Annotated in this window: 21 protein-coding genes; 8 read left to right on the top strand and 13 right to left on the bottom strand. The window is 41.9% G+C overall.

What is annotated here, in order from left to right; genetic code table 11:
- Positions 1-4: 4 nt before the first annotated feature.
- Positions 5-943: an alpha/beta fold hydrolase gene (locus I8751_RS27160; protein WP_214442194.1), complete on the bottom strand. Its 939-nt coding sequence runs from the start codon at positions 941-943 to the stop codon at positions 5-7.
- A gap of 484 nt (positions 944-1,427) precedes the next feature.
- Between I8751_RS27160 and I8751_RS27155 the strand changes: the two genes are divergently transcribed.
- The gene (locus I8751_RS27155; RefSeq protein ID WP_214442193.1) at positions 1,428-1,820 is read left to right on the top strand and encodes a hypothetical protein; all 393 of its coding nucleotides are present in this window, start codon (positions 1,428-1,430) and stop codon (positions 1,818-1,820) included.
- 441 nt (positions 1,821-2,261) lie between these two features.
- Here the strand turns inward: I8751_RS27155 and I8751_RS27150 are convergent, their stop codons facing one another.
- From I8751_RS27150 to I8751_RS27125, 6 genes are all read right to left on the bottom strand, one after another.
- Entirely contained in the window at positions 2,262-4,238 is a 1,977-nt protein-coding gene (locus I8751_RS27150) for a caspase, EACC1-associated type (protein WP_214442192.1), read from the bottom strand.
- Positions 4,231-4,632, bottom strand: a complete 402-nt coding sequence (locus I8751_RS27145) for a sugar ABC transporter permease (RefSeq protein ID WP_214442191.1) — start codon at positions 4,630-4,632, stop codon at positions 4,231-4,233. The genes I8751_RS27150 and I8751_RS27145 overlap by 8 nt, the downstream gene beginning before the upstream one ends.
- Positions 4,633-4,964: 332 nt before the next feature.
- Complete coding sequence (locus I8751_RS27140; RefSeq protein ID WP_214442190.1) at positions 4,965-5,381, bottom strand: type II toxin-antitoxin system VapC family toxin; 417 nt, start codon at positions 5,379-5,381, stop codon at positions 4,965-4,967.
- Positions 5,378-5,623 carry a hypothetical protein gene (locus I8751_RS27135; RefSeq protein ID WP_214442189.1) on the bottom strand — a complete coding sequence of 82 codons (246 nt, stop codon included), beginning with the start codon at positions 5,621-5,623 and terminating at the stop codon, positions 5,378-5,380. Before I8751_RS27135 ends, I8751_RS27140 begins: the two co-directional genes overlap by 4 nt.
- A 187-nt stretch (positions 5,624-5,810) precedes the next feature.
- Positions 5,811-8,738 carry an isoleucine--tRNA ligase gene (ileS, locus tag I8751_RS27130; protein WP_214442188.1) on the bottom strand — a complete coding sequence of 976 codons (2,928 nt, stop codon included), beginning with the start codon at positions 8,736-8,738 and terminating at the stop codon, positions 5,811-5,813.
- Positions 8,739-8,871: 133 nt separating this feature from the next.
- Complete coding sequence (locus tag I8751_RS27125; RefSeq protein WP_214442187.1) at positions 8,872-9,489, bottom strand: TetR/AcrR family transcriptional regulator; 618 nt, start codon at positions 9,487-9,489, stop codon at positions 8,872-8,874.
- Between the two features lie 501 nt (positions 9,490-9,990).
- Between I8751_RS27125 and I8751_RS27120 the strand changes: the two genes are divergently transcribed.
- The 3 genes from I8751_RS27120 (at position 9,991) to I8751_RS27110 (ending at position 13,415) form a co-directional block, all read left to right on the top strand.
- Positions 9,991-11,211 (top strand): ABC exporter membrane fusion protein, encoded by a 1,221-nt coding sequence (locus I8751_RS27120; protein WP_214442186.1) that lies wholly within the window; start codon positions 9,991-9,993, stop codon positions 11,209-11,211.
- 203 nt (positions 11,212-11,414) lie between these two features.
- Entirely contained in the window at positions 11,415-12,587 is a 1,173-nt protein-coding gene (devC, locus tag I8751_RS27115; protein WP_214442185.1) for an ABC transporter permease DevC, read from the top strand.
- Between the two features lie 141 nt (positions 12,588-12,728).
- Positions 12,729-13,415: a DevA family ABC transporter ATP-binding protein gene (locus I8751_RS27110; protein WP_214442184.1), complete on the top strand. Its 687-nt coding sequence runs from the start codon at positions 12,729-12,731 to the stop codon at positions 13,413-13,415.
- A 33-nt stretch (positions 13,416-13,448) separates the two neighbouring features.
- On the opposite strand, the gene leuS is transcribed toward I8751_RS27110, so the two are convergent.
- Positions 13,449-16,070 carry a leucine--tRNA ligase gene (leuS, locus tag I8751_RS27105; RefSeq protein ID WP_214442218.1) on the bottom strand — a complete coding sequence of 874 codons (2,622 nt, stop codon included), beginning with the start codon at positions 16,068-16,070 and terminating at the stop codon, positions 13,449-13,451.
- A gap of 146 nt (positions 16,071-16,216) precedes the next feature.
- Here leuS and I8751_RS27100 point away from each other — a divergent pair, with 146 nt between their 5' ends.
- Positions 16,217-16,657: a gamma-glutamylcyclotransferase family protein gene (locus I8751_RS27100; RefSeq protein WP_214442183.1), complete on the top strand. Its 441-nt coding sequence runs from the start codon at positions 16,217-16,219 to the stop codon at positions 16,655-16,657.
- Between the two features lie 33 nt (positions 16,658-16,690).
- Here I8751_RS27100 and I8751_RS27095 read toward each other — a convergent pair whose 3' ends face one another.
- The 3 genes from I8751_RS27095 to I8751_RS27085 form a co-directional block, all read right to left on the bottom strand.
- Positions 16,691-17,308: an anti-sigma factor family protein gene (locus tag I8751_RS27095; RefSeq protein ID WP_214442182.1), complete on the bottom strand. Its 618-nt coding sequence runs from the start codon at positions 17,306-17,308 to the stop codon at positions 16,691-16,693.
- Between the two features lie 155 nt (positions 17,309-17,463).
- The gene (locus I8751_RS27090) at positions 17,464-18,120 is read right to left on the bottom strand and encodes a sigma-70 family RNA polymerase sigma factor (RefSeq protein WP_214442217.1); all 657 of its coding nucleotides are present in this window, start codon (positions 18,118-18,120) and stop codon (positions 17,464-17,466) included.
- 719 nt (positions 18,121-18,839) lie between these two features.
- Complete coding sequence (locus I8751_RS27085) at positions 18,840-18,992, bottom strand: hypothetical protein (RefSeq protein ID WP_214442181.1); 153 nt, start codon at positions 18,990-18,992, stop codon at positions 18,840-18,842.
- Positions 18,993-19,265: 273 nt separating this feature from the next.
- Here I8751_RS27085 and I8751_RS27080 point away from each other — a divergent pair, with 273 nt between their 5' ends.
- A complete protein-coding gene (locus I8751_RS27080) occupies positions 19,266-20,090 on the top strand; it encodes a L,D-transpeptidase (RefSeq protein WP_214442180.1) in 825 nt (274 codons plus the stop codon).
- A gap of 44 nt (positions 20,091-20,134) precedes the next feature.
- Here I8751_RS27080 and I8751_RS27075 read toward each other — a convergent pair whose 3' ends face one another.
- Together I8751_RS27075 and I8751_RS27070 are read right to left on the bottom strand one after the other, a co-directional pair.
- On the bottom strand, positions 20,135-20,692 hold the full coding sequence (locus tag I8751_RS27075) for a late competence development ComFB family protein (RefSeq protein ID WP_214442179.1): 558 nt from the start codon (positions 20,690-20,692) through the stop codon (positions 20,135-20,137).
- Between the two features lie 132 nt (positions 20,693-20,824).
- Positions 20,825-21,757 carry a M23 family metallopeptidase gene (locus tag I8751_RS27070; RefSeq protein ID WP_214442178.1) on the bottom strand — a complete coding sequence of 311 codons (933 nt, stop codon included), beginning with the start codon at positions 21,755-21,757 and terminating at the stop codon, positions 20,825-20,827.
- A 762-nt stretch (positions 21,758-22,519) separates the two neighbouring features.
- On the opposite strand from I8751_RS27070, the gene I8751_RS27065 reads away from it, so the two are divergent.
- Entirely contained in the window at positions 22,520-23,470 is a 951-nt protein-coding gene (locus I8751_RS27065; RefSeq protein ID WP_214442177.1) for an RpoD/SigA family RNA polymerase sigma factor, read from the top strand.
- A gap of 79 nt (positions 23,471-23,549) precedes the next feature.
- Complete coding sequence (locus I8751_RS27060) at positions 23,550-23,795, top strand: hypothetical protein (protein WP_214442176.1); 246 nt, start codon at positions 23,550-23,552, stop codon at positions 23,793-23,795.
- Positions 23,796-23,863 lie beyond the last annotated feature (68 nt).

The following is a 23,863-nucleotide window of genomic DNA, read 5'->3' as shown; positions in this document are numbered from 1 at the left end:
GTGTTCATTTTTGAGTAGCGGTCAATTGCTGGGTGTCATCAAGGCATCCATCAATCCAATTTAAGATTGCTCGATTTACTTGTTCTGGGCATTCATCATGGGGACAATGACCTACATCTTCTAACTGAAGTATTTGCAATTTTTCGTTGTACTGAGCAAATCGATTAGCAAGTACAGGAGGAACAAATCGGTCTTTTTGCCCCCAAATTAATAGCATTGGTATTGTTAAATTTGGTAATACTGCCTTAACACTAGGACTAAAATTAACAGCGATCGCAGCTTTAAACAAGGCACTAAAAGCACGAGCAGAACCTCGGTCTTGGGGAGGGCCAGCTAAAATGTCTATGAGTTCATCGGTGATTGCCTCTGGATGAGCATAAGCAATAGCGGCCCAGCGACGCAATATACTAGGTCGGCGCACGAAGTGAAATACAGGCTTTAATACCAGTGGAGAAGCAACAATATTTTTAATTGCTTTGACCAAAGGTCGTAGAAAAGGCGGAATCGCTTCTTGTTCTAAGGAGGGATCAGGTAAACTCATCATTACTATCCCTTGCACCATATCAGGATGGGTGGCGGCGGCGGCCATAGAAATCAGCGAACCATTGGAATTTCCGATTAATATTACTGGCTGACGAATAAAAGCTTTCCAAAAAGCGTACACCTGCTCTACCCACAGTTCTATGCTGTAATTCACAGGGGCTTTTTCAGAAGCGCCAAAACCTAGCATATCTAAGGCATAAACTGTGTGGTGTTCTCCTAACACCTCTAAATTATGCCGCCAATGACCAATAGAAGCACCAAACCCGTGTAGCAAGACTAAAGGTGTTGTTTGTTGATTTTCTTGAGCAGGTCGAATATAGGTGTAACGAGTTTGCCAACCCCGCCAAACCCAATCTCTCTGATTACCAACTCGTTGTTGCCAGTGTACTGTAGTGGTCACATTTTCCTCTAAATCTATCAATATTTAATTAAATACTATCTGAAAGACCTCTCTCCAAGGCGGAGAGAGGCTTTGAGTCTTACTCCCCTTCCCTTGCAGGGAAGGGGCTGGGGGTTAGGTCAAATAACTTTTGCTGATAATTTAAAAAGACATAGTTTCAATATTTCCTGTTCCACCTGGCATTACTACCTAACCAATTTTGTCTGCTAATTTCTCTAAATTTTGCAATAAAGTTAAAAAATTTAGAACTAGCTGGGTTTTTATTAATAAAGTCACGATTTTCATCAACAGAATCATGCGTTTCATTAATAAAATCATGTCTCTCATCAATAAAACCATGCGTTTCATCAACAAAATCATAATGGTTGCGGTAAATACACAACTGGAAGTTGTAATATGTATCAATTTGTGAGAATTTTACTGAACTAATATACAGCTTTAGTAAGTCAAACTAGCTCTAAAGCAGAATAAAAAGGATAGATTTATGTCTCGTCAAAAACGTACATACCGCGTTCTAGAAAAAGCTGAATTCAGAACGGCGGGACTTAAAGCAATTGATAGTACTATGGATTTTGGGGATGGGCGCAATTTAGAAAACATGACACAACTAATTGAGCAATACCGCACCAAAATAGATGCTTATAATACTGCTCTAGCTGTGATTGACTCTTCTAAAACTGAAATGGATGAATTGGACAAAGCTTTAAGCGATCTAACTGAAAAAATGCTCATTGGAGTTGCTTTTAAGTACGGCAAAGACAGCCATGAATATCAAATGGCAGGTGCTGTTCGTAAAAGCGATCGCATCCGCAAAAGTCAGGCAACGCGTTTGAAAAATTCAGAGCAAAAATCCAGTCAGAACGTGAAAACAACTTAGCAATTTTGAATTTTAGACTTCGATTATGCTCAGTCAAACGATTTTGAATTTTAGATTAAAAGTCTTAATTATTAAGTTGTTAGTGTAGTTTTAATTTGCATAATTTGGACAGGTAAGATGCTTACCCCACAAGCGTTGTAAGTTTTATTGTGTGTTAAAACTTACCTGCTAAAGCTGCAATACACTGTTCGCAAATTAGCGGATGTTTTGCTGATTATCTCACATGAGATCGCTCAAAGGTTTACAAAGGGTTTAGACCCCGACTTTTTGGAAAAATCGGGGTCTAGTTTTTTACAAAGACCACTTGATTAAATCGCTAGTGTTCTGTATTATGTAAATTACTCATCCAAAAATTAAAAAATATTTGATCGCGCAGAGCGCGAGACGGTAAGAAGGGAAAAAGAACAAGTGTAGAGTGTAAGAGGGGAAAAGTATAAAGGGCTACCGAAGAATCCTCCCGACGGCACACACAACCCGAAACCCAAAATTGAGGAAGTGGTTGTTGCGGAGGTTGATGTCGTTGTCGCGATACGCGGAACGGCAGTTTCCAGGATTGATGAGCCAGGAACCGCCCCGCAGACAACGCGATTGATTATTATCATCACTTAACCAAGCGCTACCATCTGCTGGTGCATTATTATAATTTTCGTGCCACTCATCCTGACACCATTCCCATATACTACCATGCATATCAAATAAACCAAAAGGGTTAGCAGGAAATGTTCCTACATCTGTTGTTTGCTCCCGATATTCACCTTTTGGGCCTTGGTCATAATTACCTAAGTACGTGGTTCCTTTATAATCCCAGTCGGTTCCACGATAATTTGCCAAATCCGTCGTAATTGTTTCACCAAAATAAAAGGGCGTGGTTGTTCCCGCCCGACAAGCATATTCCCATTCAGCCTCACTAGGTAAGCGATAGATTTTTCCAGTCTTTTTTGATAATCGGGCACAAAACTCAACCGCATCGTCCCAAGAAACACATTCCACAGGACGATTAGCACCTTTAAAGTTAGATGGGTCGGGTTGTAAATCAATATTCACCTTATCAAAAGTGGCAACTGTTGCCCATTGTGCCTGGGTAACGGGAAATTTCCCCATAAAAAAGGGTTGAATAGTGACAGTATGCTGTGGACTTTCATCATCACTTCGTTCTGGCTCATTTTCTGGCGAACCCATGATAAATTTACCACCAGGAATTGCCACCATATCTAAAACAACGCCATTACCCAAGTCTTCTGTAAAAAACTCGGCGCGTCCACGACTGCGGTTGATGGGTTGCCCTTGAGCATCTACCTTCACTATGTCAAACTCAAATTGATTGGCTTGATCAGATACAGACGGTTTTCTTTGACCAATAATCCTTTTTTCTATGGGTGCAACATCTTCATCTCTCAAACCTAAATATTGCTGATAATCTCTCAGGTCATTGAGAGTTCCTTTACTCAAGTTCGGCTCATCTTCTATTGTCTCTATCAGCGTTTCTTCATATTCTTTTAATTTACGTTGATACTCCCGATACGGTTGTTGAACTTCAGCCTCAATAGCATCAGCAACATTAGAGTCAAGATTCAAATCACGGCGTAATGAGTTTAATAGGCGACGGGCGGGAATAGTAAACTTACCACCACAGATGCGATTTTCAACTTCCTTGCGATACTTCAGCCTGGGGTCATCCTTGGGCGACTTCGCCAGAAAAATCCGATAACCTTCTTTGTGGGGATAAAACTCTGGTGTCATAGCGGGGGCTGCTTCTTGCACCTTGCTTTTTGCATAGTCATGCAACTCATCCACCGCAATCAAACCGTCGCCGTCTTTATCGGCTGCACCTTTCTCAATTCCTTCTACTAAATAGTGAGTGTAAATCGAAAGGTCTAAACCATCAGACTCAAAAGCATATTGTGTAGAAGTAGAAGCCGTAAGAATTGCCCTTCCCTCACCCCCTAAATACTGTTGTAAATCTATATTCCCACTATCTTTAGCTGTCAAACCTTTGGCAAAAGCACCACTAAAACAGCAATCTAAAATTACCACCAGTCGTTTAGACTTGCTTCTGTTCATCCAGTTATGGACATTTGTCGCAGCTACAGCTGTGGTTGGAATCAATCCATTCTGATTTTTTTGGGTTTGACGAGTGGAGAAGTAAAAGTCACCACCCTCATCAGTCACGCCATGACCAGAAAAATAAAAAAGCAGTAAGTCATCTTTTCCACGATTAGCATACAAGTGATAAATAGCAGTTTCCATATCTTGCCGTTGGGGATTTTGCAGCACCGTGACATCCTCTGGTGCAAAATCACCCATTTCTGGATTTACCAAAACTCGCTGCATCGCTTCAACATCGTTTACAGCATTGGGTAGCGCTGCTAATTCTGGCTCATATTCGCTAATCCCTATCAGCAGTGCTACCTTATTCATCTTTGCTGTTTGCTGTATTGTTCAAAAAATCCTGTGCTTTTTGGAAAGCAAACTCAAATTCTTCCCGACTGCTAGCTTCTAGGTTGAGTTCTCTGCCATCAGGCGCTTTCAGCACCATCTTAATTGGTTTGTTGCCGAGGCGATCGCCCAAAAATTTAAATAGAGTTTTGATATTAGCGGCGTTAACTTGTGCATTTAACAACCCCAACACAAAGCCGCCTAAAGCCTTTGTATTTTTGGGTGCGTTTTCGACTGCAACTAAATCTGCATCTTCGACCCCATCCACTTCTCTTAATTGGGGTAGCAAATTTTGTACTGTTGTTTGTAAATCCTCATCGTCTAAGCCCAGTTCAGTAAGAGAAATGGTTACTTGAGCGTTAGATTGAGTTACCATATAAACCGCTTAAATATAATTTAAATCATTTTAAACGATTGTATCGGTTATTTATAAGTATTTGAGTAAATATCCGGGGAAAACCCTGAAACGAGGGCAATTGCTGATTGTTGTCAAAGATTGATTTTAAAAAGGCGCAGATGCGATCGTCTGCCCTCATTGGGCTAAACTTACGCTCAGTGCTGCGATCGCTTTAAGAAAAAGAGGGTTAAAATTTACGCTACAAGGGAATACATGTATAGGTACACGAGTAGGAATTAAAACCTCATGGGGCTGGCTGTTTTGTTATTTGTAGTTCGACTTAGCCAATTCAAAAGTATTCATAAAATCGTTCATGATAAGGGAGTTGCTGCCCAATTTTCATATTCTAAGTTCAAAATATTTTGAAAATGTTTGATATTTGCAGTAACTAAAACACATTCATGTTGAATTGCTGATGCTGCAATAAGCAAGTCAATCGGAGTAATTAGTAAACCTTTTTGACGTAAGTCTGTGTAAATGATACTTGCAATATTAGCTGTTTCTAAATCAAGTGGGAAGATTTCACTGCTATTGGCAAGAAGTTCAAATTTTTGAAGCAGTTTCTGTGCATCTTTGTAGAGTAAACCACTTTTGATTTCGTAATAGGTGAGAATAGAAAAAGTCAAATTATTATGAAACTTTTGGTATTCACTTAATTTTTTGACAACTTGCATCTCACCTCGTAGGAAGTATGACAAGATATTAGTATCCAATAAAGCTTTTTTCACAGATCAATTTGTCTTTGCAAGTCTAATGAGCGCTGTTCTTCAATTTCACGTTCAAGAGCTTGCAAAAGCATGGTTTCTTCATCACTGGCGATACCAGCGAATTGCATAAAATCTATGGGTATTTGATGCAGTGATTGATCACGCTGAGCTAGTTGCTGGAAAATTAATTGAGCTATCGCATTCTGTTCAGTTTCAGGTAGTTTTGAGACGACGGCAAATGCTTTTTGCAAGAGATCATTCATAGATTTTCCCTATTGTTCATTCTTTATCAATTTAGTCTTACACAATAACAAATCACTTGATTAATGAGTCTTTACTATTTAATTTTACTACTTATGCATTCAGATTTAAAATAAATGAAACCCAACGCCTCACTAGGAAACGCTGGGTTTGATTAAAGTGAAATTATTCGATGGTATTTCCTACTGCCTAAAACTCACCTGCTAAGGCTGGAATGCACCGTTCACACAACAAGGGATGTTCTTTTGATTCTCCCACATGAGTAGAATAATTCCAACAGCGATCGCATTTTTCACCGTCTGCATTCACTACTCCAATTCCCCAGTCTTCTGTCTTAGCTGTATATTTCAATCCTTGCAACTTCTCGGTAGAATCTAATATTTCCACTTGGGAAGTCAGCAATAAATACCGCAGTTCATCAATACCGTTACCTTTTTTGGGGTTAAAGGCTTTGATAGCATCGCCTAACTGTTTGTGAGGTATGTGAATTAACGCCTTCGCTTCCAGAGAAGAACCAATGAGTTTTTCAATCCTGGCTTGTTCTAACACCTTGTTAACATCGGTGCGGAGTTGTCGCAACGCTTGCCAAAATTCCGCTAACTCTGGATTACGCCATTTTTCTTCAATTTGCACCCAACCAGCTTCAAACACTGATTTATAAGGTGTTTTGTAGGGGATATATTGCCAAATATCCTCAGCAGTATGACATAACACAGGTGCGATCGCTCGTGCTAAATTTTCTAAAGCAATCTGCAACACTGTTTGACAGCTGCGACGGCGGAAAGAATCAACAGCGCTGATGTACAACCTATCTTTGGCAACATCTAAATAAAAGTTGGATAAATCCACCACGCAGAAATTCTGCACGGTTTGGAAAAAGCGGAAGAATTGGAAACTTTCAAAGGCTTCCGTTACTTCCTCAAACACTTCGGTGATGCGGTGCAGCATATAACGGTCAAGTTCTGGCAATTCCTCGAAGGCTACTGCATCTTTTTCCGGGTCAAAATCATGCAAGCTACCCAACAAAAAGCGCGCTGTATTGCGGATTTTGCCTCTAACATCATTCAGTTGCTTAATGATGTTTTTTCCAATGCGGACATCGCCGGAGTAGTCTACCGATGATACCCACAACCTCAATACATCTGCACCATAAGGCGGTTCTACTTTTTGATTTTTCCCGCCTTCAATGATTGTATTGGGGTCAACCACATTACCTTCTGACTTACTCATCTTTCGCCCTTGTTCATCTAAAGCGAAGCCGTGAGTTAGCACAGTTTTGTAAGGTGCAATGTCATTTACCGCTACACTGGTGAGCAAACTTGACTGGAACCAACCGCGATGTTGGTCAGAACCTTCCAAATATATATCAGCAGGATAGCGTAACTCTGGACGCTGTTTGGCGACAGCTGCCCAAGATGAGCCAGAATCAAACCATACATCCATAGTGTCTGTACCTCTGCGGTAAGACTTGCCGTTATGGCGATAGGATTCTGGTAATAATTCCTCTACCGACATTTCCCACCAAGCATCAGAACCTTTTTCAGCGATAATTCCTTGGACGTAGTTGATAGTTTCCTCATTCAGCAGTGGTTCGCCTGTAGCTTCATCGTAGAAAACGGGAATTGGTACACCCCAACTCCGCTGACGAGAGATACACCAATCGGAACGTTCCGCTACCATTGGCGTGATCCGATTTTCACCTTGGGCTGGAATCCATTTTACCGTGGCGATCGCCTTTAATGCTTCTTCTCTAAATCCCTCCACCGAAGCAAACCATTGTTCAGTGGCGCGGAAAATCGTTGGTTTCTTCGTCCGCCAATCATAAGGATATTTATGGGGATATGGTTCTTCCTTCAACAAAGAACCAGCCGCAGCCAGTGCATCAATCACCGCCTGATTTCCATCACCCAGCACATTCAATCCAGCAAACTCTCCCGCTTCTTCGGTAAAATTGCCATTGTCATCCACTGGTGCAAGGATAGGCAAACCGTAGCGTTGACCAACAATGTAATCTTCTTGACCATGACCGGGTGCAGTGTGTACCAACCCAGTACCCGACTCAGTTGTGATGTAATCACCACCTACCACAATCGGACTTTCCCGGTCAAATAAAGGATGACGGTAAGTAGTATGTTCTAAATCTTGCCCCTTGAACGTAGCTTTTACAGTTAACTCAACTCCCAAAGTAGAAGATAAACTCTCCACCAAATCAGCAGCCACAATCAAATACTTAAATTCCCTTTGCGCCTCTGCGTCCACCGAAGTTTGCTCAACGGGGGGAACCCCCGCACGCAACTTCTCTTTGCGTGAAACTTCCACCACCGCATAATTCAAATCGCCATTCACCGCCACAGCCAAATTCCCCGGAATAGTCCAAGGCGTAGTCGTCCATACAGCGACACCCAAATCTGAGAGATATTCTCCCAAAACTGGTTTTACAGCTTCCGCCAAACTTGTAACTGCAAAAGCTGTATAGATACTGCGGGAAACGTGACCTTCGGGATATTCCAACTCAGCTTCAGCCAAAGCAGTCTTAGAACTGGGACTCCAGTGAACAGGTTTCAAACCGCGATAGATATAGCCTTTCAAGAACATCTGACCAAACACGCCAATTTGCGCCGCCTCATAAGCAGGCTTCAGAGTTAGATAAGGATGTTCCCAATCACCCCAAATACCATAGCGTTTAAAATTTTGGCGCTGGTCATCTACCGTAGTTAGAGCAAATTCTTCCGCTTTCTGCCGCAGTTGTAAAGGCGTTAAGTTTTGCCGTTCTGCTGATTTCATGTTCTGCAAAACTTTCAGTTCAATTGGTAAACCGTGACAATCCCAACCAGGAACGTAGCGAACTTTACGCCCTTTCAGCAGTTGGTAGCGGTTAATAATATCTTTGAGAATTTTATTTAAGGCATGACCAATATGAAGTGAGCCATTAGCGTAGGGAGGCCCATCGTGCAGTATAAATAATTCGCCTGAGTTATTTTCGGACAGGCGATCGTAAATTTTATTTTCTTCCCAGAATTTTTGGATTTCAGGCTCACGCTTGATGGCGTTTGCCCGCATGTCAAAGTTAGTCTTGGGTAAATTTACAGTATCTTTATAGCTTCCAGTTTCTGTCACAGTCTCATGCCTAAGATTTAATTGTGCAGGTTTATCAATTATAGAAGATGACGTAAAGACCAAAATTAGCTATTCTATAACGTTTTTCTTCTGAATGAAATACACCACACTTTAGCCCCTAACCCCTAACCCCTCAATCAGCGCAGTTGACAATCAAGTGTGTCAAAGCATCAATCAGGCGATCGCCTTCCATTGGCATAATGTCCTTACCGTGCATAATTTCCTGCGTAATCACAAAATGCACTAATGACCCAATCAAAATCCTGGCTGTTGCCTCTGGATCAGGTATATTCAGTTCTGAACAGGATGCTATATATTTACTAATAGTCTCGATTGCCGGTTTAGCAATGCTGTGAATAAAAACCTGCGCTAACTCAGGAAACCGTGCTGATTCTCCCATTAACAGCCTTTCAAACGCTTGATATTCTTGGTCATTAACCATCTGATCTAATGCGGTTGCAGCTAACCCTCGTAGCACCATATAGGGTTCTCCCTTCAGGGGTTGCGTTCCCAAAATAGAGTGAAACCGCTTTCTAGCCAATTTCTCTATCAGCGCCTTAAAAAGTCCTTCTTTATCTTGAAAGTGGCTGTACACCGTTGCTTTAGAAACCCCCGCAGCTTCTGCAACTCTATCCATACTAGTTCCAGCATAGCCATGGGCTAAAAACTCCTGCATTGCCCCTTGCAGAATTTTTTCTACTTTATCGGCTGAACTTGAGCGATCAATTTCCCCAACTTTTGGGCGAGCCATTTTTCAATAATCCTTAGTTTGTAAACAGTCTTAAGAATTTCTGTACTTTGTAACACCTTATACCAATTCACAATAACGCTCCTTCGTCGCTCTAAGCGTAGCTATGCCGCAGGCTTTACGCTGCGAAGATCGCAAGTCGCAAGTCGCAATTAAAAAACCTAGATACAGTAAACCTTTCAATGGTTAAATCTGTATCAAATTTTTCGTGAAATGGTATTACTCGAAAGCATTTTGTGCAAAGTCAGCAAATAACCAATTCCTTTTAGTCAGTGATTGACTAAACTAGTCGGTCTAGTATAATCATATATATAACTGTACAGTTTAGTTTTGTATCTTACAGATCATTCTCTCTGTTAAGCATATAAAAGTAGCTGTAACACTAATCTCAACAATAAAGTGAGAAACGGCATAGCTTTCAAATAGGCATCTACCAAAGTTGGTCAAGACATTTCTAAAATTCAATATTTCCCTAATTTGAATCAGCCAATAAGGTATGCTATTGTGCAAAACTCAAAGCTAGACGGTTCAATATCTCCTCAGTCAATTTTGCGTCCACGCATTTTTATAGCAATAATTGTATCTTTGACTGTATTGGGAATCAGTATTTATACAGTATTAAAATTTCAGGATGCAGCCAATCAGAAGGCACAAGCCCCAGCAGTAATATTGCCAGAGCTAAAAACGGTAACTTCTCTAGGACGAATCGAGCCAAAGGGAAAAGTCATTAAACTTTCTGCTACGACATCTACTGAAGGAAATCGAGTAGAGCAACTGTTAGTCAAGGAGGGAGATAGAGTAAAACCGGGACAAGTGATAGCCATCCTAGACAGTCGCGATCGCTTAGAAGCATCATTAAAAGAAGCACAAGAACAAGTAAAAGTGCAGCAGGCTAACCTGAATCGCATCCAAGCAGGTGCCAAACGTGGAGAAATTGCCGCGCAACAAGCAACAATTGCTCGTCTAGAAGCAGAACGCCAAGGAGATATCAATGCCCAAATAGCGACCGTTGATAGATTAAAAGCCGAAGTGCGTAACGCCGAAGCCGAAGATCAACGTTATCAGGTGTTGTACCAACAAGGAGCAATTTCCGCTTCTCAAAGAGATAGCAAGCGCTTAATTTTAGAAACAGCCCAAAAAAGCCTGCAAGAAGTACAAGCACAATTAAAGCGCATCCGGTTAACCAGCCAGCAACAACTCAAAGAAGCGACAGCAACACTTGATCAAGTTGCAGAAGTCCGAGGAGTAGATGTAGAAGCTGCCAAAGCAGAAGTTAGTCGTGCCATAGCAGCGATGAATCGAGCAGAAGTAGATTTAAAGCAAGCTTATGTGCGTTGGCCAAAAACCTTGGGAGAGCGATCGCCTCAATATGGACAGGTATTCGAGATCCACACCCATCCAGGGGAATTAGTCTCAAGCGATGGCATTGCCGATATCGGGCAAACCAATCAGATGTATGTAGTAGCCGAGATCTACGAAAGCGATATCAACAAAGTGCATTCAGGGCAACGAGCGCGAGTAGTTGGCGACATTCTACCTATTGAATTGCAAGGAACTGTAGAGCGCAAAGGCTTACAAGTACGACGGCAGAATGTAATTAACACTGACCCCTCCAGCAATATTGACAACAGAGTAGTAGAAGTCCATGTCCGCCTGGATGATGCTTCTAGCCAGAAAGCTGCCAACTTAACCAATATGCAAGTCAAGGTAGTTATAGAACTATAAGACAATAGGCAATAGGCAATAGCAAGAGTTATTTAGTTATTTCTCCCCTGCCCCGGTTGTTGAATCTCGACTTACCTCGACTTCGCTCGGCACAAGTCGCTCGATTGCCGCGTAGTCGAAACACTGCTCCATGGCCACTGAGCGTAGCCGAAGTGCTGCTTCCCTGCTTCCCTCTCTTCACCCTGCTCCTCACTCCTTAAATAATGGGACTATTCAAACAACTAAAGCGGCGGACACCTCTAGGGTGGCTGCAACTGAGTCATGAAAAAAGTCGTCTGTTAGTAGCATTGTCAGGCATTGCTTTTGCCGATTTGCTTATGTTCATGCAGCTAGGCTTTCAGACTGCCCTGTATGACAGTAACACTAAGCTACATCGCAGTTTGCGCTCAGACATTGTTTTAATCGGTTCCCAAACTCGTAACTTACAAAGAATATCTACATTTTCTCGTCGGCGACTTTACCAAGCAATGGATGTACCAGGAGTAAAATCGGCAGAGGCAATGTACATCAGCAACATGATCTGGAAGAATCCCCAAACACGGCGCGATACGGAAATTTTAGTAATCGGGTTCAATCCAGACAAGCCAGCTTTTGACTTCCCAGAAGTTATCCAAAAATTGCCAGAAATTAAACTACCAGATACCGTCTTGTTTGACCGTGCTGCTAGAGGAGATTACCACAAGACGATCGCTCAACTTGAGTTAGGTAACACAGTTAAGACTGAAGTAGAAAGGCGCACAGTTACTATTACTGGTTTATTTACACTCGGTGCTTCTTTTAGTGCTGATGGTACCCTCATCACCAGTGATCAAAACTTTTTGCGGCTATTTCCTCGACAACTGGCTTCTAGTGTCAGTATGGGTTTAATCCAAATACAGCCAGGCGTTGATCGCAAACATGTAGTAGCAGCATTGAAAGCACACCTTACAGATGAAATCAAAGTACTAACCCACGAAGAATTTATTGAACTTGAAAACGACTTCTGGAGACGAAATTCCCCCATCGGATTTATCTTCAGCATAGGTGTATCAATGGGGTTTGCGGTTGGTGTAATTCTCGTCTATCAAGTCCTCTCCACAGATGTTAATGCCCACGTTAAAGAATACGCCACCTTTAAAGCAATGGGTTATTGCAATTATTACTTGCTAGGTGTGGTATTTGAAGAAGCTGTGATTTTGGCAGTATTGGGCTTTATGCCAGGAGTTGCAGTTTCTTTAGGACTTTACTATCTGACTCGCACTGCTACAAACTTGCCAATTTACATGACTGCAATCCGGGCATTGCAGGTACTAGTACTGACCATCATCATGTGTACCATTTCTGGGGCGATCGCTACCCGTAAACTCCAATCAGCTGACCCCGCCGACATGTTCTAAAAAACGGTGAGCAGGGGAGCAAGAAGAGAGGGGAAAAGGTTAAAGGTTAAAGGGTAAAGGATGAAGAAACAAACCCCTTCCCCCTTATCCCTTCTTCCCCATGCCCCATGCCCAATGCCCAATGCCCCATACCCGATATCAATGAATAAAGCCATTTCCATTCATAACCTCGACCATTACTTTGGTCACGGTTCACTTCGTAAGCAAGTTTTATTCAATCTCAATTTAGAAATTAGCACTGGTGAAATAATTATTTTGACAGGGCCTTCTGGTTCTGGTAAAACTACCCTGCTGACCTTGGTGGGTGGGTTACGTTCTGCCCAATTTGGTAGTTTAAAGGTATTGGGACAAGAAGTTTGCCATGCTAGCGCTAAACAATTGGTGCAAGTACGACGACGTAACGGTTATATTTTTCAAGCACACAATTTACATGGTAGTTTAACAGCACTCCAGAACGTCAAAATGGGTTTAGAACTGCATCAACATATTGGTCTACAAGAGATGCAAACAAGATCAGCCCAGATGCTTGAGCAGGTAGGATTAGGAAATCGCCTCCATTATTATCCTGATAAACTGTCAGGAGGGCAAAAACAACGCGTGGCGATCGCTCGTGCCTTGGTGAGTTATCCTCAAATTGTCTTAGCAGATGAACCTACGGCCGCCCTTGACAGCCAGTCTGGCCGAGATGTAGTTAACCTCATGCAAAAACTGGCTAAAGAACAAGGCTGTACAATCCTCATGGTTACTCATGACAATCGCATTTTAGATGTTGCCGATCGCATTATTCACATGGAAGATGGCAAACTATTGACAAAAAGCCTCATGTAGAGACGCAATTTATCGCGTCTGATAAGACTAGCTTCAGACAACTACAAAGTTCACTAACTTACCAGGTACCACAATCACCTTCTTAATCTGTTTACCCTCTATGTAACGCTGAGTAACTTCTAATTCACGGGCATACTTCTCCAACTCTGCTTTATCTGCTTGTGCTGGTACTTGAAGATCAGCCCGTTTTTTGCCGTTAATCTGAATTACCAAGGTAATTTCGTCAGCTATCAAGGCAGCAGGGTCAAAAGATGGCCAAGTTTGAATGTGGACTGAGTTGCTATTACCCAATAAATGCCACAACTCATCAGCAATGTGTGGTGCAAAAGGAGCCAGCAACACCACCAAAGCCTGAATACCTTCTGCATAGATTGGAGAATTTTGGCAGTTAGCATCAGCTAGGGCGTTGCTCAACTTCATCAATTCTGAAACCGCTGTATTGAATTGATATTCGTTCTCCAAGTCTTCTGTAACCGCTTTGATAGCGGTGTGAATAGACAGCCGCAATTCCTTTTCTGGCTTAGTTAAATCAGCAAATTGGGCTTTCTTACGGGATACTCCAGCAGCAACATAATCGCTTACCAAGCGCCACACCCGATTTAAAAAGCGGAATTGCCCTTCTACATCAGCTTCATCCCATTCCAAATCCTTTTCTGGTGGCGCTTTGAACAAAATGAACATCCGCGCTGTGTCTATACCATATTTGGAAATTACGTCTTCTGGCGCTACACCATTACCCTTGGATTTGGACATGGTAGCGTAAAGGCGTTGCAATGGTTCGCCTGTTTCAGGGTCACGAGGATCACTTGCATTAACAAGACGAGAGGGAATCCACTTATCTTTACCCCCCTTATTGGGATTTAAGTAAGTTAAACCCTGCACCATACCTTGAGTTAACAAACGTTGAAAGGGTTCGTCAAAATTCAGCAAGCCTCTATCCCGCAATACTTTAGTAAAGAACCGCGAATACAACAAATGTAAAATCGCGTGTTCAATTCCACCCACATATTGATCAACCGGCATCCAGTCATTAGTTTTGCTAGAATCAAAAACCTGCTGTTCGTTATTGGCATCAGGAAACCGCAAGAAATACCATGAGGAATCAATAAAGGTATCCATCGTGTCGGTTTCTCGCTTTGCTGGTGTCCCACAAGTTGGACAAGGTACATTTACCCAGCTTTCCATCTGAGCCAACGGTGAACCACCACGTCCGGTAAATTCCACTTCTTCCGGTAACTGCACTGGCAAATCTTGATCAGGAACAGGCACTATCCCACAATTAGGACAATGAATTACTGGGATAGGTGCGCCCCAATAACGTTGCCGTGAAATTAACCAATCTCGCAAACGATATTGTACTCTTTCTTTACCAAAACCTTGTTCCTGGGCGTATTTAACGATCGCTTCCTTCGCATCCACAGAAGCCATGCCAGTAAATGGCCCAGAATTAATTAAAACACCTGGTTCGGTGTATGCTTCGTTATATTCAATTTGAATCAGTTGTGTGACTTCATCAATCTCTGATACTGGTGTTAAGTCAAAACCTGCAACATCATCCAAAGAAGCAATCACAAACTCAATTGGCAAATCATAAGCTTTAGCAAATTTAAAATCCCGTACGTCATGTGCAGGTACACCCATCACCGCCCCAGTACCATATTCATACAGTACATAGTCAGCAATCCAGATAGGCACTTCTTCCCCTGTAAATGGGTTAGTTACCTTACCACCTGTGGGAATACCCCGCTTTGGTTTGTCTTCGGCAGTACGTTCTAATTCACTTTGATTGGAAACTTCTTTAATAAAGGTTTCTACTGCTGCTTGTTGTTCTTTGGTGGTGACGCGTTTTGTTAAGGGATGTTCTGGTGCTAATACTACATAGCTAACACCATAAACAGTATCTGGACGAGTGGTATACACACCAATTGTTTCATTCATCCCAACAATGGGAAATTCTAAATACGCTCCTGTTGATTTACCAATCCAATTGGCCTGCATCAACTTCACGCGTTCCGGCCAACCTGTTAATTTATCCAAATCATTGAGCAATTCTTCGGCGTAGTCGGTAATCTTCAAAAACCACTGTCGCAATAATTTGCGCTCAACTATAGCCCCACTGCGCCAAGAACGCCCTTCATTATCAACTTGCTCGTTAGCTAGTACAGTTTGGTCAATCGGATCCCAATTTACCGCTGCTTGTTTTTGGTAAGCTAACCCCGCTTGCAAAAATTGTAAAAAAATCCATTGTGTCCACTTGTAATAATCTGGTGAACAAGTAGCAATTTCGTTGTCCCAGTCGATAGATAAACCAAGATGCTGCAATTGCTGCCGCATTTGGGCCATATTTTGATAAGTCCACTTGGCCGGCGGAACTCCTCGGTCAATGGCAGCATTTTCTGCTGGTAAACCAAAAGCATCCCAACCCATAGGATGCAGCACCCGATACCCTTGCATTCGTTTGAGGCGGGCAATCACATCAGTAATTGTGTAATTACGGACGTGACCCATGTGCAGGCTACCAGATGGGTAGGGGAACATGGAGAGAGCATAGAATTTTGGCTTATTGCTATCTGTAGGTGTTTTGTCTAAGCCGTATTCTGCCCATGTCTTTTGCCATTTTTCCTCAATTGCTGCCGGGTTATATCGGGAATCCACCAAAAATTCTCCTACTGGACTTTAAATCTTGTATGCCTACATATTGTAGATGCTAGCCAAGATAAATAGCGGTTTTATATAGATGGATGAAATAGACTACTCTAGCCCCTAGTTCCTAGTCCCTAATCCCTTTTCCTCATTAGAGAATGGCTGAATCAAAAATAATATTATCTCAAGAAGTGCGGGTTTTTGTATACGGCACACTCAAACCAGGTGAAGCTAATTATCATAGATACTGTGCTGGCAAGGTGTTAAATGCCAAAAGGGCAGTTGTCAAAGGCCAACTATTTACTTTGTCAGTGGGCTACCCAGCAATAACGCCTGGAGAATACTTTGTCCACGGTTATTTACTTTCGTTTAACGATTTAAATATTTTAGATACCTTAGACGAACTAGAAGATTACCAACCCACTAGACAAATGTCGGCAAACCTCTATAATCGCCAAGAAGTTGAAATATACGATCGCCAAAATTTACCTCTTGGTCAGGCTTGGGTATATTTCATGACTATAGAGCGAGTTTACCAATTAAAAGGCATTCTCCAACCTGATGGCTGGTGGAGTGGTTGTGGTTTAATCGCCCAGTAAAGTTACGAATTGTAAATTAACTACGCTTGGCAATTAATTAATATCCTGTTCGATTTCCCCAAGTTCAGGCTGCTCCAAATTGACTGGCTTTTCTGGAGAGGCTACTGCTGCTTTGGGAATTTCGATGACGGGATTATTTAAAGTCACCATCAGTGGTGAAGCAGGAGATCCAGGCATTGTCATTGCTTGTGTTGATTCTGCTTTTGGTTTTTGTGCCAGTTGCAGTGTCCTGGATTCACCACCTGGTAGTAAGCCAGATACTGCGCCAATTACACAAGCAGCAACGGCTGCACCGCCAAATACCCAAGCTAACCGAGAACGGCGACGTAAACGCGCCATTACTTGCTGGACTGTTATTTCTGGTGGCTGTTGGGCTGCTGGTACTGGGAGAGTCCGCAAGCCTTGCCGTAGCTTTAACAGTCGGGCATACAAGCATTGAACTGAAGCATCGTTGTCCAGCCATTCTTCTACTTGTCTGCTTTCGGCAGCTGTGACTTCACCATCGAGATAAGCACTCAATAACTCGAAGCGATCGCGCTTCATCATATCCATAGCACCCGTTGATTCATTGGTATGCTGATCCATTCCATCTGACAAATTTCGAGGAAGTTGTAAAGGGGAAGGGTCGTAAAACTGAGAATCAGTAGTCATCTTAACATTATTACCAATTCATACGCGGGTAAAAGCAGCCAGCCATCCTGAAAAATTCATCAATTTTATTCCTAATGGCGTAGTGTTATACATTTCATGATCATTCTTAATCAATGCTTAAATTCTGCCATTAGGCAGAGGGAAGATGTTGTAAGTTAGATGTCTAGATAAGTTTGTAACTGAGTTTGCAGTCTAGATCTAGCTCTGGCTATTCTCGACTTCACTGTTCCCAAAGAAACACCAGTGATTTCAGCAATTTCTTCATAAGCCATTCCTTCAATTTCTCGCAGGACAATAGTAGTACGAAACACCTCTGGTAAATCCGCGATCGCCTCCCGCAGCTGCTCGTAAAATTCTCTAGTCGTGAGTTCTTCTTCAGGCCCTGGAGTATCTCCAGCAATTTCCCAATCCATTTCGCCGTCTTCTACCGAACGGGGAGCATCTAGTGACAAAGGACTGACAACTCGCTTGCGTTTACGCAACTCATCGTAAAACAAGTTGGTCGCAATGCGGCTTAACCAGCCTCGAAACTTAGCCGGCTCTTGCAATCGGTTAACATTTCGATACACTCGAATCCAAACCTCTTGAGCCAAATCGGCTCTGTCAGGCCAATCTGGAGCCAGGTGATACAAAACCCTATCGACTTGATTTTGATAGCGGCGCAGTAGCTCTGCAAACGCAGCACGATCCGGACGCAGCCCGACTTGACAGCGCAAAATTAGATCGTGATTAGATAGTTTGTCAACTTGCACTGATGCTTCCGAATACCTCGCATCAACCGTTGACCAGGATACAGTAATCGACTGACTCATAGATCGTACTGGCTGTAAATTATCCCTTTCTATTAGACCTGTTAATGGACATGATGTTCCTGCATCAGGGACGGATTCACGACTGGAACAATCAGGTATATAAGTTTGGGTACGTTCATAGTTATAAAAAAAGTTAATTTTGCAGCAAAACGATTGAACAGTGGCTTTTTTAGCCATTGTTTATTACTGTTCAAACTACAGCAATGTTACGTATAGCTATGCAGCTAACAGCATCTGACCATCTACCCTTGACAAAAAACGCAATCCGTGTTTCTAACAGTATAAAAATGATAGACTTAGCCACCTGATTGAAAGTGGCTCCTTGCTCCAATAGTTGTTTATTCTTTGTGGTACGCTGGAATGAAAATTTTGCTAATAACATCATTAGTAACAATTTATTATTTCATATAGCTGAAGTATAGTGGCTAAGACAATGTTAGATTAAGAAGCGCCAAATGTCTTTTCTTCTAAAACACTAATTTTGTCAATTGAGAACTTAGATTTACTGGAATAACTTCCCTAAATCTCCCTCTCATAATAGACAAAAAGCTGATTTATTAGCATTTATTTTGAATATTCAATGGTGTTTTAGAACCTTTCAAATACCTCAAACAAAAGTATAACTCCCCTCTGGTAAATACTTAGTTGATGTTTAAAGGTTTAATATCTAGAACAAATCTACAATTTTTCTAATTTAGACATTTGTAGCTATCACAATGTTATCTTTCAGGTTTTGTTACCAAGATTGTGGCTGATTTTTCTGTGTTTTGCTGGTAACTAGCACCCGTATTATTTTGATCGGGTACGCGGACTTGAAAAAATAAATTCAGGGAAAATGTAATCGTCACTGCTAACAATAATTTTTCAAACATGATCTTTCTCCCACCCACACCATTAATGATTGATTTATATACTTGGAAAGTTCCACAGACAAATCTGATTAAAGTCGGCCTTTGGGCAAAACTAGGGATGAACAAAGTTTTTCAGCAAGAGTTTTGTCTATGGGGATGTCAGCCTAACCTTAGTTTGCCCAATGGTATTAGAAGAGTTATAAGGGAACAGATAAGAATTGATAAATTCTTCATAATTGGATAATGAGCGCATCCAATTAGTCATTTGGATATGTCAGGGATAAACAATAGGCGATGGCAATGGTAAGAAATGAATCTGTAGCGCGTATAGTAATGTTTCTCTGTTTTGGCACAGCCATCTTATCGCTAGCTGTCCATTGGCGCGTCAGTTCAACCTTAGCGCAGTTTGAGAAACCTACCTATGCCACAGGAACTCGTCCTGAGAGCTTTCCAGGAAAATTTGGTGGTAGTCTAGGGCAAACTGCTTTGGGTGCGTCTACACCGCCTGGAGAAAACACCCAAGAAAAACTTTCCCAGAGAACTTCTACTGTCACCCCTGATAATACGTCGGGTCAAGTGAGCCAAAATGTAGCTGAAGTAACTGATGTACCTAAAAACACACGATTATTAGCGCCAAAACAAAAGCAGAAACTAAATGAGGAGAACCAACCTAAATTCTTCTTACCCCAGTTTTTCCCTCAACAAAAATCATCAAATAGACTGGGAATTATGAAAACGCAAGTAGTGGTTGATTTAAGCGATCGCCGTACTTACGTTTATGCAGGAGATATAGTTATAGCAAGCTACCCCATTGCTATAGGTAAGCAAGGTTGGGAGACACCCACAGGTTCTTTTGAAGTGAGACATAAGCAGCATGATCCTATTTGGCGTCACCCAATCACTGGCAAAATCTTTCCAGCAGGTACTGATAGTCCTTTAGGAGATCGATGGATTGGTTTTTGGTCAGATGGGCGTAACGAAATTGGCTTCCACGGTACGCCAGATATCCACTTGCTGGGAACTGCTATCTCTCACGGCTGCTTAAGAATGCGTAATGCTGATGTACGTTTATTGTATGAACAGGTGAAGGTGGGCACACTTGTCACAGTGCGCGATTAAATAGTCGAAAGTTAAGAGTACAAATACTCTTAACTTTCGACTATTTAATCTGAATCTTGCCCATCTGATTTTTGTTCAAAGTTAGGTGCGTAAGCTTGGAGTAAAGCACTGACTTGGCGCACAACTTCATTACCGGTGTTTTTGCCCAATGCCTGACGTTCTGGGAAGAAACTGGGTCGATCTAGGTAACGACTGATCGCTTCGCTAACTTGTTGAAAAATTAACTCTTCAAGTTCGGCTTGAGCGCGTTGGCGCTGATAATTAGCGCCTTCTTCGGTGGTGGCGTACAAAGGTGGGAGCCTGTTAAGGGCATAAGCCGCAATATCTCCTACTTCAAGGGAGCTTTCGCTGGTAGCTTCAATTTCTGCTACTCTGGCGATCGCCTCAGTTAGTACCAATTCTTCCATGACGTTAATAAATTGTTTTCGAGGTACCGCCACTACCTCACCAGTCAACAACGATCCCATCAGTCGATCTAACGCCATGTACTCTTCAATTGAGAGTTCCGACGCATTATCACAGATTCGCCCGACTTCTGCTTCCATTGCTGGTGTAAGATAACCATCCTGGAGAGCTTGTTCTACAATTTTTTCAATACTCATAACGCTCATTTTCTTAAAGCAACCCAAGCAAGGTAGGGACGGGACGGTATCAATTCAATTTATTTTGCTTAATTGGTCAGCAAAATATATCTAAAATTTATGCGTAGACACGGTTTGTTTGTGCCGTCTCTACTATTCAACTGCATTAAATCGCCAGGGCACTGGATCAACAGCTTGCCCATTCACATATAGACCCCAGTGTAAATGTGGCCCTGTGGAAGCACCTGTAGAGCCAACTGCACCAATTAATTGGCCAGTTTTGACAATATCGCCTTCTTTAACATTAATGCGACTGAGGTGCATGAAAATGCTTACCACTCCCTGACCGTGGTCAACGCCAACTACGTTACCATGAACCCGGAAACCTTGGGATACTGTACCTACTAAAGCAACTCGCCCAGCAGCTGGGGCAACTACAGGCGAACCCGCAGCACCAGCGTAGTCAACGCCACGATGGTAGTAGTCTTTAGCAAATTTACCATTATAGTAACGACGTACACCATAGATTGTACTAATCCGCCCTGCATTTGGTTTCCCAAATAAACCATTCCAATACTTTTGCGGTGTTTGTAACGCCTTAAAAGCTGCTACACGCTTGAGTTCATACTCGGTAGCTCCGTCTGCGGATTTACCTGGTGGTAAAGTAATGCGTTGTACGGGGAATTTACGATTACGTACTGTTACTGCCAAGTTTTGCACCTGACCATCACCTGAAATCTTCAGTTTTCTGATTCCAGCGGGTTCCACTGGAGTTGTGGGGACAAAAGCCCGATATTTATTAGGGGCAATTGCAAAGGCTGGGTATGTTTTTTCGCCAATAGCCACTATTGGATTACTACCGTTATCTGGATTATCGAGATTAATAACTACAGATAACGTATCTCCTAACTCAGGATTACTCGGTGTTACTTTTACTTGTAAAGCATCAGCAGGCAATGCCAAAGTTACAGGAACAGAGGCAAATATACCAATGAATAAGTTCGTGACACGGCGATGGGGTTTTCCACCTGTGATATCACAGAGCAACTTGTTTTCGGAGTTTCTAGTGCGATCCTTAGTAGTCATAGAGCTATAAAACAACTTCTTACTTTCTGTTGAACAACAGACTAGCTTATGTAAGCTAGTGTTTCCCAACCGAAGTAGAAATTTTTGAAACAGTATATAATGTTAAGTGATATCAAGCAGCATCCTAAGAACCAAACTATACTAGACTAGCTCAGGCGATCGCATCTTGGGAATAATAAAGTAAAAAACTTTAATCCCCAAGGGGTTTTAGAAGTTACAGATAAATCAATCCACGCCCCTAGGGATGGTAAACATACTACCAAGTGGCATAAACAAAAAAACTCTGGATTCTTGCCACAGAGCAGTTTTCTTATATATAACGAAGATAGATGATGGGACGATAAATATAATTTAATAAAAAAGGAAAAGGTAGAATTTCCTACCTTTTATCCAGAAAAAAGCATTTTGTAACCAAATACAAAACTAAATATCACACACAGTTATGACATGACTATTACAAAATGACGACAAAAGTGTGAAATATTTAAGGCTATAAAAAAGTGATATCCCTGGCTGGGTGCTGTACTGATGACCAACAGCACTATACTTGGTTACAGTAGAGATCGGTTTACATTGATACTAGGGTACAGGTAAAAGGCTTGAAAGCCCCTTGTTATCGGGGCTTTATGATTAGTTGATTTCCTAAGCTAAGTGGCAACTGCTATACCTGCTGCAATTTAAAGTTGATATTTTTTAAGCAGCTATTTGATTATTTGATTTATACTTTTAAATTCGCCTAATTATCAAAAAACTTTAAGTTGTATGTCCAGCCTGAGTCCAGACATGGTTCGTATCTATTTGCAAGAAATTGGTCGTTACCCAATGCTGACCGCAGACCAAGAAATTGCTTATGGCAGGCAGGTACAGCAAATGATGGCAATTGAGCAAAGAAAAAATGAACTCATCCAACAATTACATCGCTCACCAACAACTGCTGAATTAGCTGCCGATGCCGATAAACCCGAAGCTGAAATAGCTCAAATCCTTCATCTTGGTCAACGAGCCAAGCAAAAGATGGTGACAGCAAACCTGCGTTTGGTGGTTTCTGTTGCCAAAAAGTATCAGGGGCGCAATCTAGAATTCTTAGATTTGCTGCAAGAAGGGGCAATAGGTTTACAAAGAGGTGTGGAGAAGTTTGACCCCAACCGAGGTTATAAGCTATCGACATACGTCTACTGGTGGATTACGCAATCAATCACACGAGCGATCGCCGAAAAATCCCGCACTGTACGCTTACCAATTCATATCACCGAACAACTCAACAAAATTAAAAAAGTACAACGAGAACTGTTTCAAACCCTTGGTCGTTTTCCGACTATGGTAGAAATTGCCGGAGCTTTGAATTTACAACCTAATCAGATACGAGAATATCTGAGTGCTTCAAAGCAGCCATTTTCTTTAGATTTAAAAGTCGGAGATAATCAAGACACAGAACTCAATGAACTTTTACCCGATGAGGGCATATCTCCAAACGAACATATCACCCAAGAACTTCTGCGCCAAGATATGAAGAATTTGTTAGCATCACTCAAACCGACGCAGCGTGAAGTATTAATTTTGCGCTTTGGGTTAGAGAACGATCAAGAACTCACTTTGGCTCAGATTGGAGAAAAGTTGAATGTCAGTCGGGAACGAGTTCGCCAAATCCAGCAGCAAGCCATAAATATCTTGCGTCGTCAACAACCTGAAATTCAACAGTATTTATTTTCCTGAAAGATGCCAAATTGTGATTGTTTGAATAACCCTCTTCTGGGCGAGGCAATAAGCAAAAAGGTACTCTTGCAATAAAGGGATGTATAACCACGAAGTACGGCTTAAAACCTTACTTCGTCCAAAAATCTTTGTACCAGTTTCTGAAGTTGAAACCAATACTGTTCGGTTAAGGCAAGAGACGGCGATTGATTGCCGTCTCTTGGAAGGACTGAAGGTACGCTTGGTTTCTGTATTATGGAGTTCAACTTGGTATTACTATCAGTCAAAACCAGGCGTAAGCGTCAATCTCACGATGACGCTTACACCCAACAAATTTTGGCTTTAACTTCTTAAGTTGACACCAATGGGCATTGCTTCGCCCCAAAGCCGCTGGTTAAGATGCCCTAGACAGAC

Origin of the sequence: Atlanticothrix silvestris CENA357, assembly GCF_016056295.1 — a bacterium.
Lineage (GTDB): Bacteria > Cyanobacteriota > Cyanobacteriia > Cyanobacteriales > Nostocaceae > Atlanticothrix > Atlanticothrix silvestris.
Note: the sequence above shows the minus strand (reverse complement) of the source record. Positions and strands in the feature narration are given on the sequence as shown.

Bases quoted from the DNA above. Each gene is read 5' to 3' on its own strand.
- I8751_RS27155 (WP_214442193.1), top strand. From the start codon at position 1,428: ATGTCTCGTCAAAAACGTACATACCGCGTTCTAGAAAAAGCTGAATTC.
- I8751_RS27150 (WP_214442192.1), bottom strand. From the start codon at position 4,238: ATGAATAAGGTAGCACTGCTGATAGGGATTAGCGAATATGAGCCAGAA.
- I8751_RS27145 (WP_214442191.1), bottom strand. From the start codon at position 4,632: ATGGTAACTCAATCTAACGCTCAAGTAACCATTTCTCTTACTGAACTG.
- I8751_RS27135 (WP_214442189.1), bottom strand. From the start codon at position 5,623: ATGAATGATCTCTTGCAAAAAGCATTTGCCGTCGTCTCAAAACTACCT.
- I8751_RS27125 (WP_214442187.1), bottom strand. From the start codon at position 9,489: ATGGCTCGCCCAAAAGTTGGGGAAATTGATCGCTCAAGTTCAGCCGAT.
- devC (WP_214442185.1), top strand. From the start codon at position 11,415: ATGGGACTATTCAAACAACTAAAGCGGCGGACACCTCTAGGGTGGCTG.
- I8751_RS27110 (WP_214442184.1), top strand. From the start codon at position 12,729: ATGAATAAAGCCATTTCCATTCATAACCTCGACCATTACTTTGGTCAC.
- I8751_RS27100 (WP_214442183.1), top strand. From the start codon at position 16,217: ATGGCTGAATCAAAAATAATATTATCTCAAGAAGTGCGGGTTTTTGTA.
- I8751_RS27095 (WP_214442182.1), bottom strand. From the start codon at position 17,308: ATGACTACTGATTCTCAGTTTTACGACCCTTCCCCTTTACAACTTCCT.
- I8751_RS27090 (WP_214442217.1), bottom strand. From the start codon at position 18,120: ATGAGTCAGTCGATTACTGTATCCTGGTCAACGGTTGATGCGAGGTAT.
- I8751_RS27085 (WP_214442181.1), bottom strand. From the start codon at position 18,992: ATGTTTGAAAAATTATTGTTAGCAGTGACGATTACATTTTCCCTGAAT.
- I8751_RS27080 (WP_214442180.1), top strand. From the start codon at position 19,266: ATGGCAATGGTAAGAAATGAATCTGTAGCGCGTATAGTAATGTTTCTC.
- I8751_RS27075 (WP_214442179.1), bottom strand. From the start codon at position 20,692: ATGAGTATTGAAAAAATTGTAGAACAAGCTCTCCAGGATGGTTATCTT.
- I8751_RS27070 (WP_214442178.1), bottom strand. From the start codon at position 21,757: ATGACTACTAAGGATCGCACTAGAAACTCCGAAAACAAGTTGCTCTGT.
- I8751_RS27065 (WP_214442177.1), top strand. From the start codon at position 22,520: ATGTCCAGCCTGAGTCCAGACATGGTTCGTATCTATTTGCAAGAAATT.
- I8751_RS27060 (WP_214442176.1), top strand. From the start codon at position 23,550: ATGTATAACCACGAAGTACGGCTTAAAACCTTACTTCGTCCAAAAATC.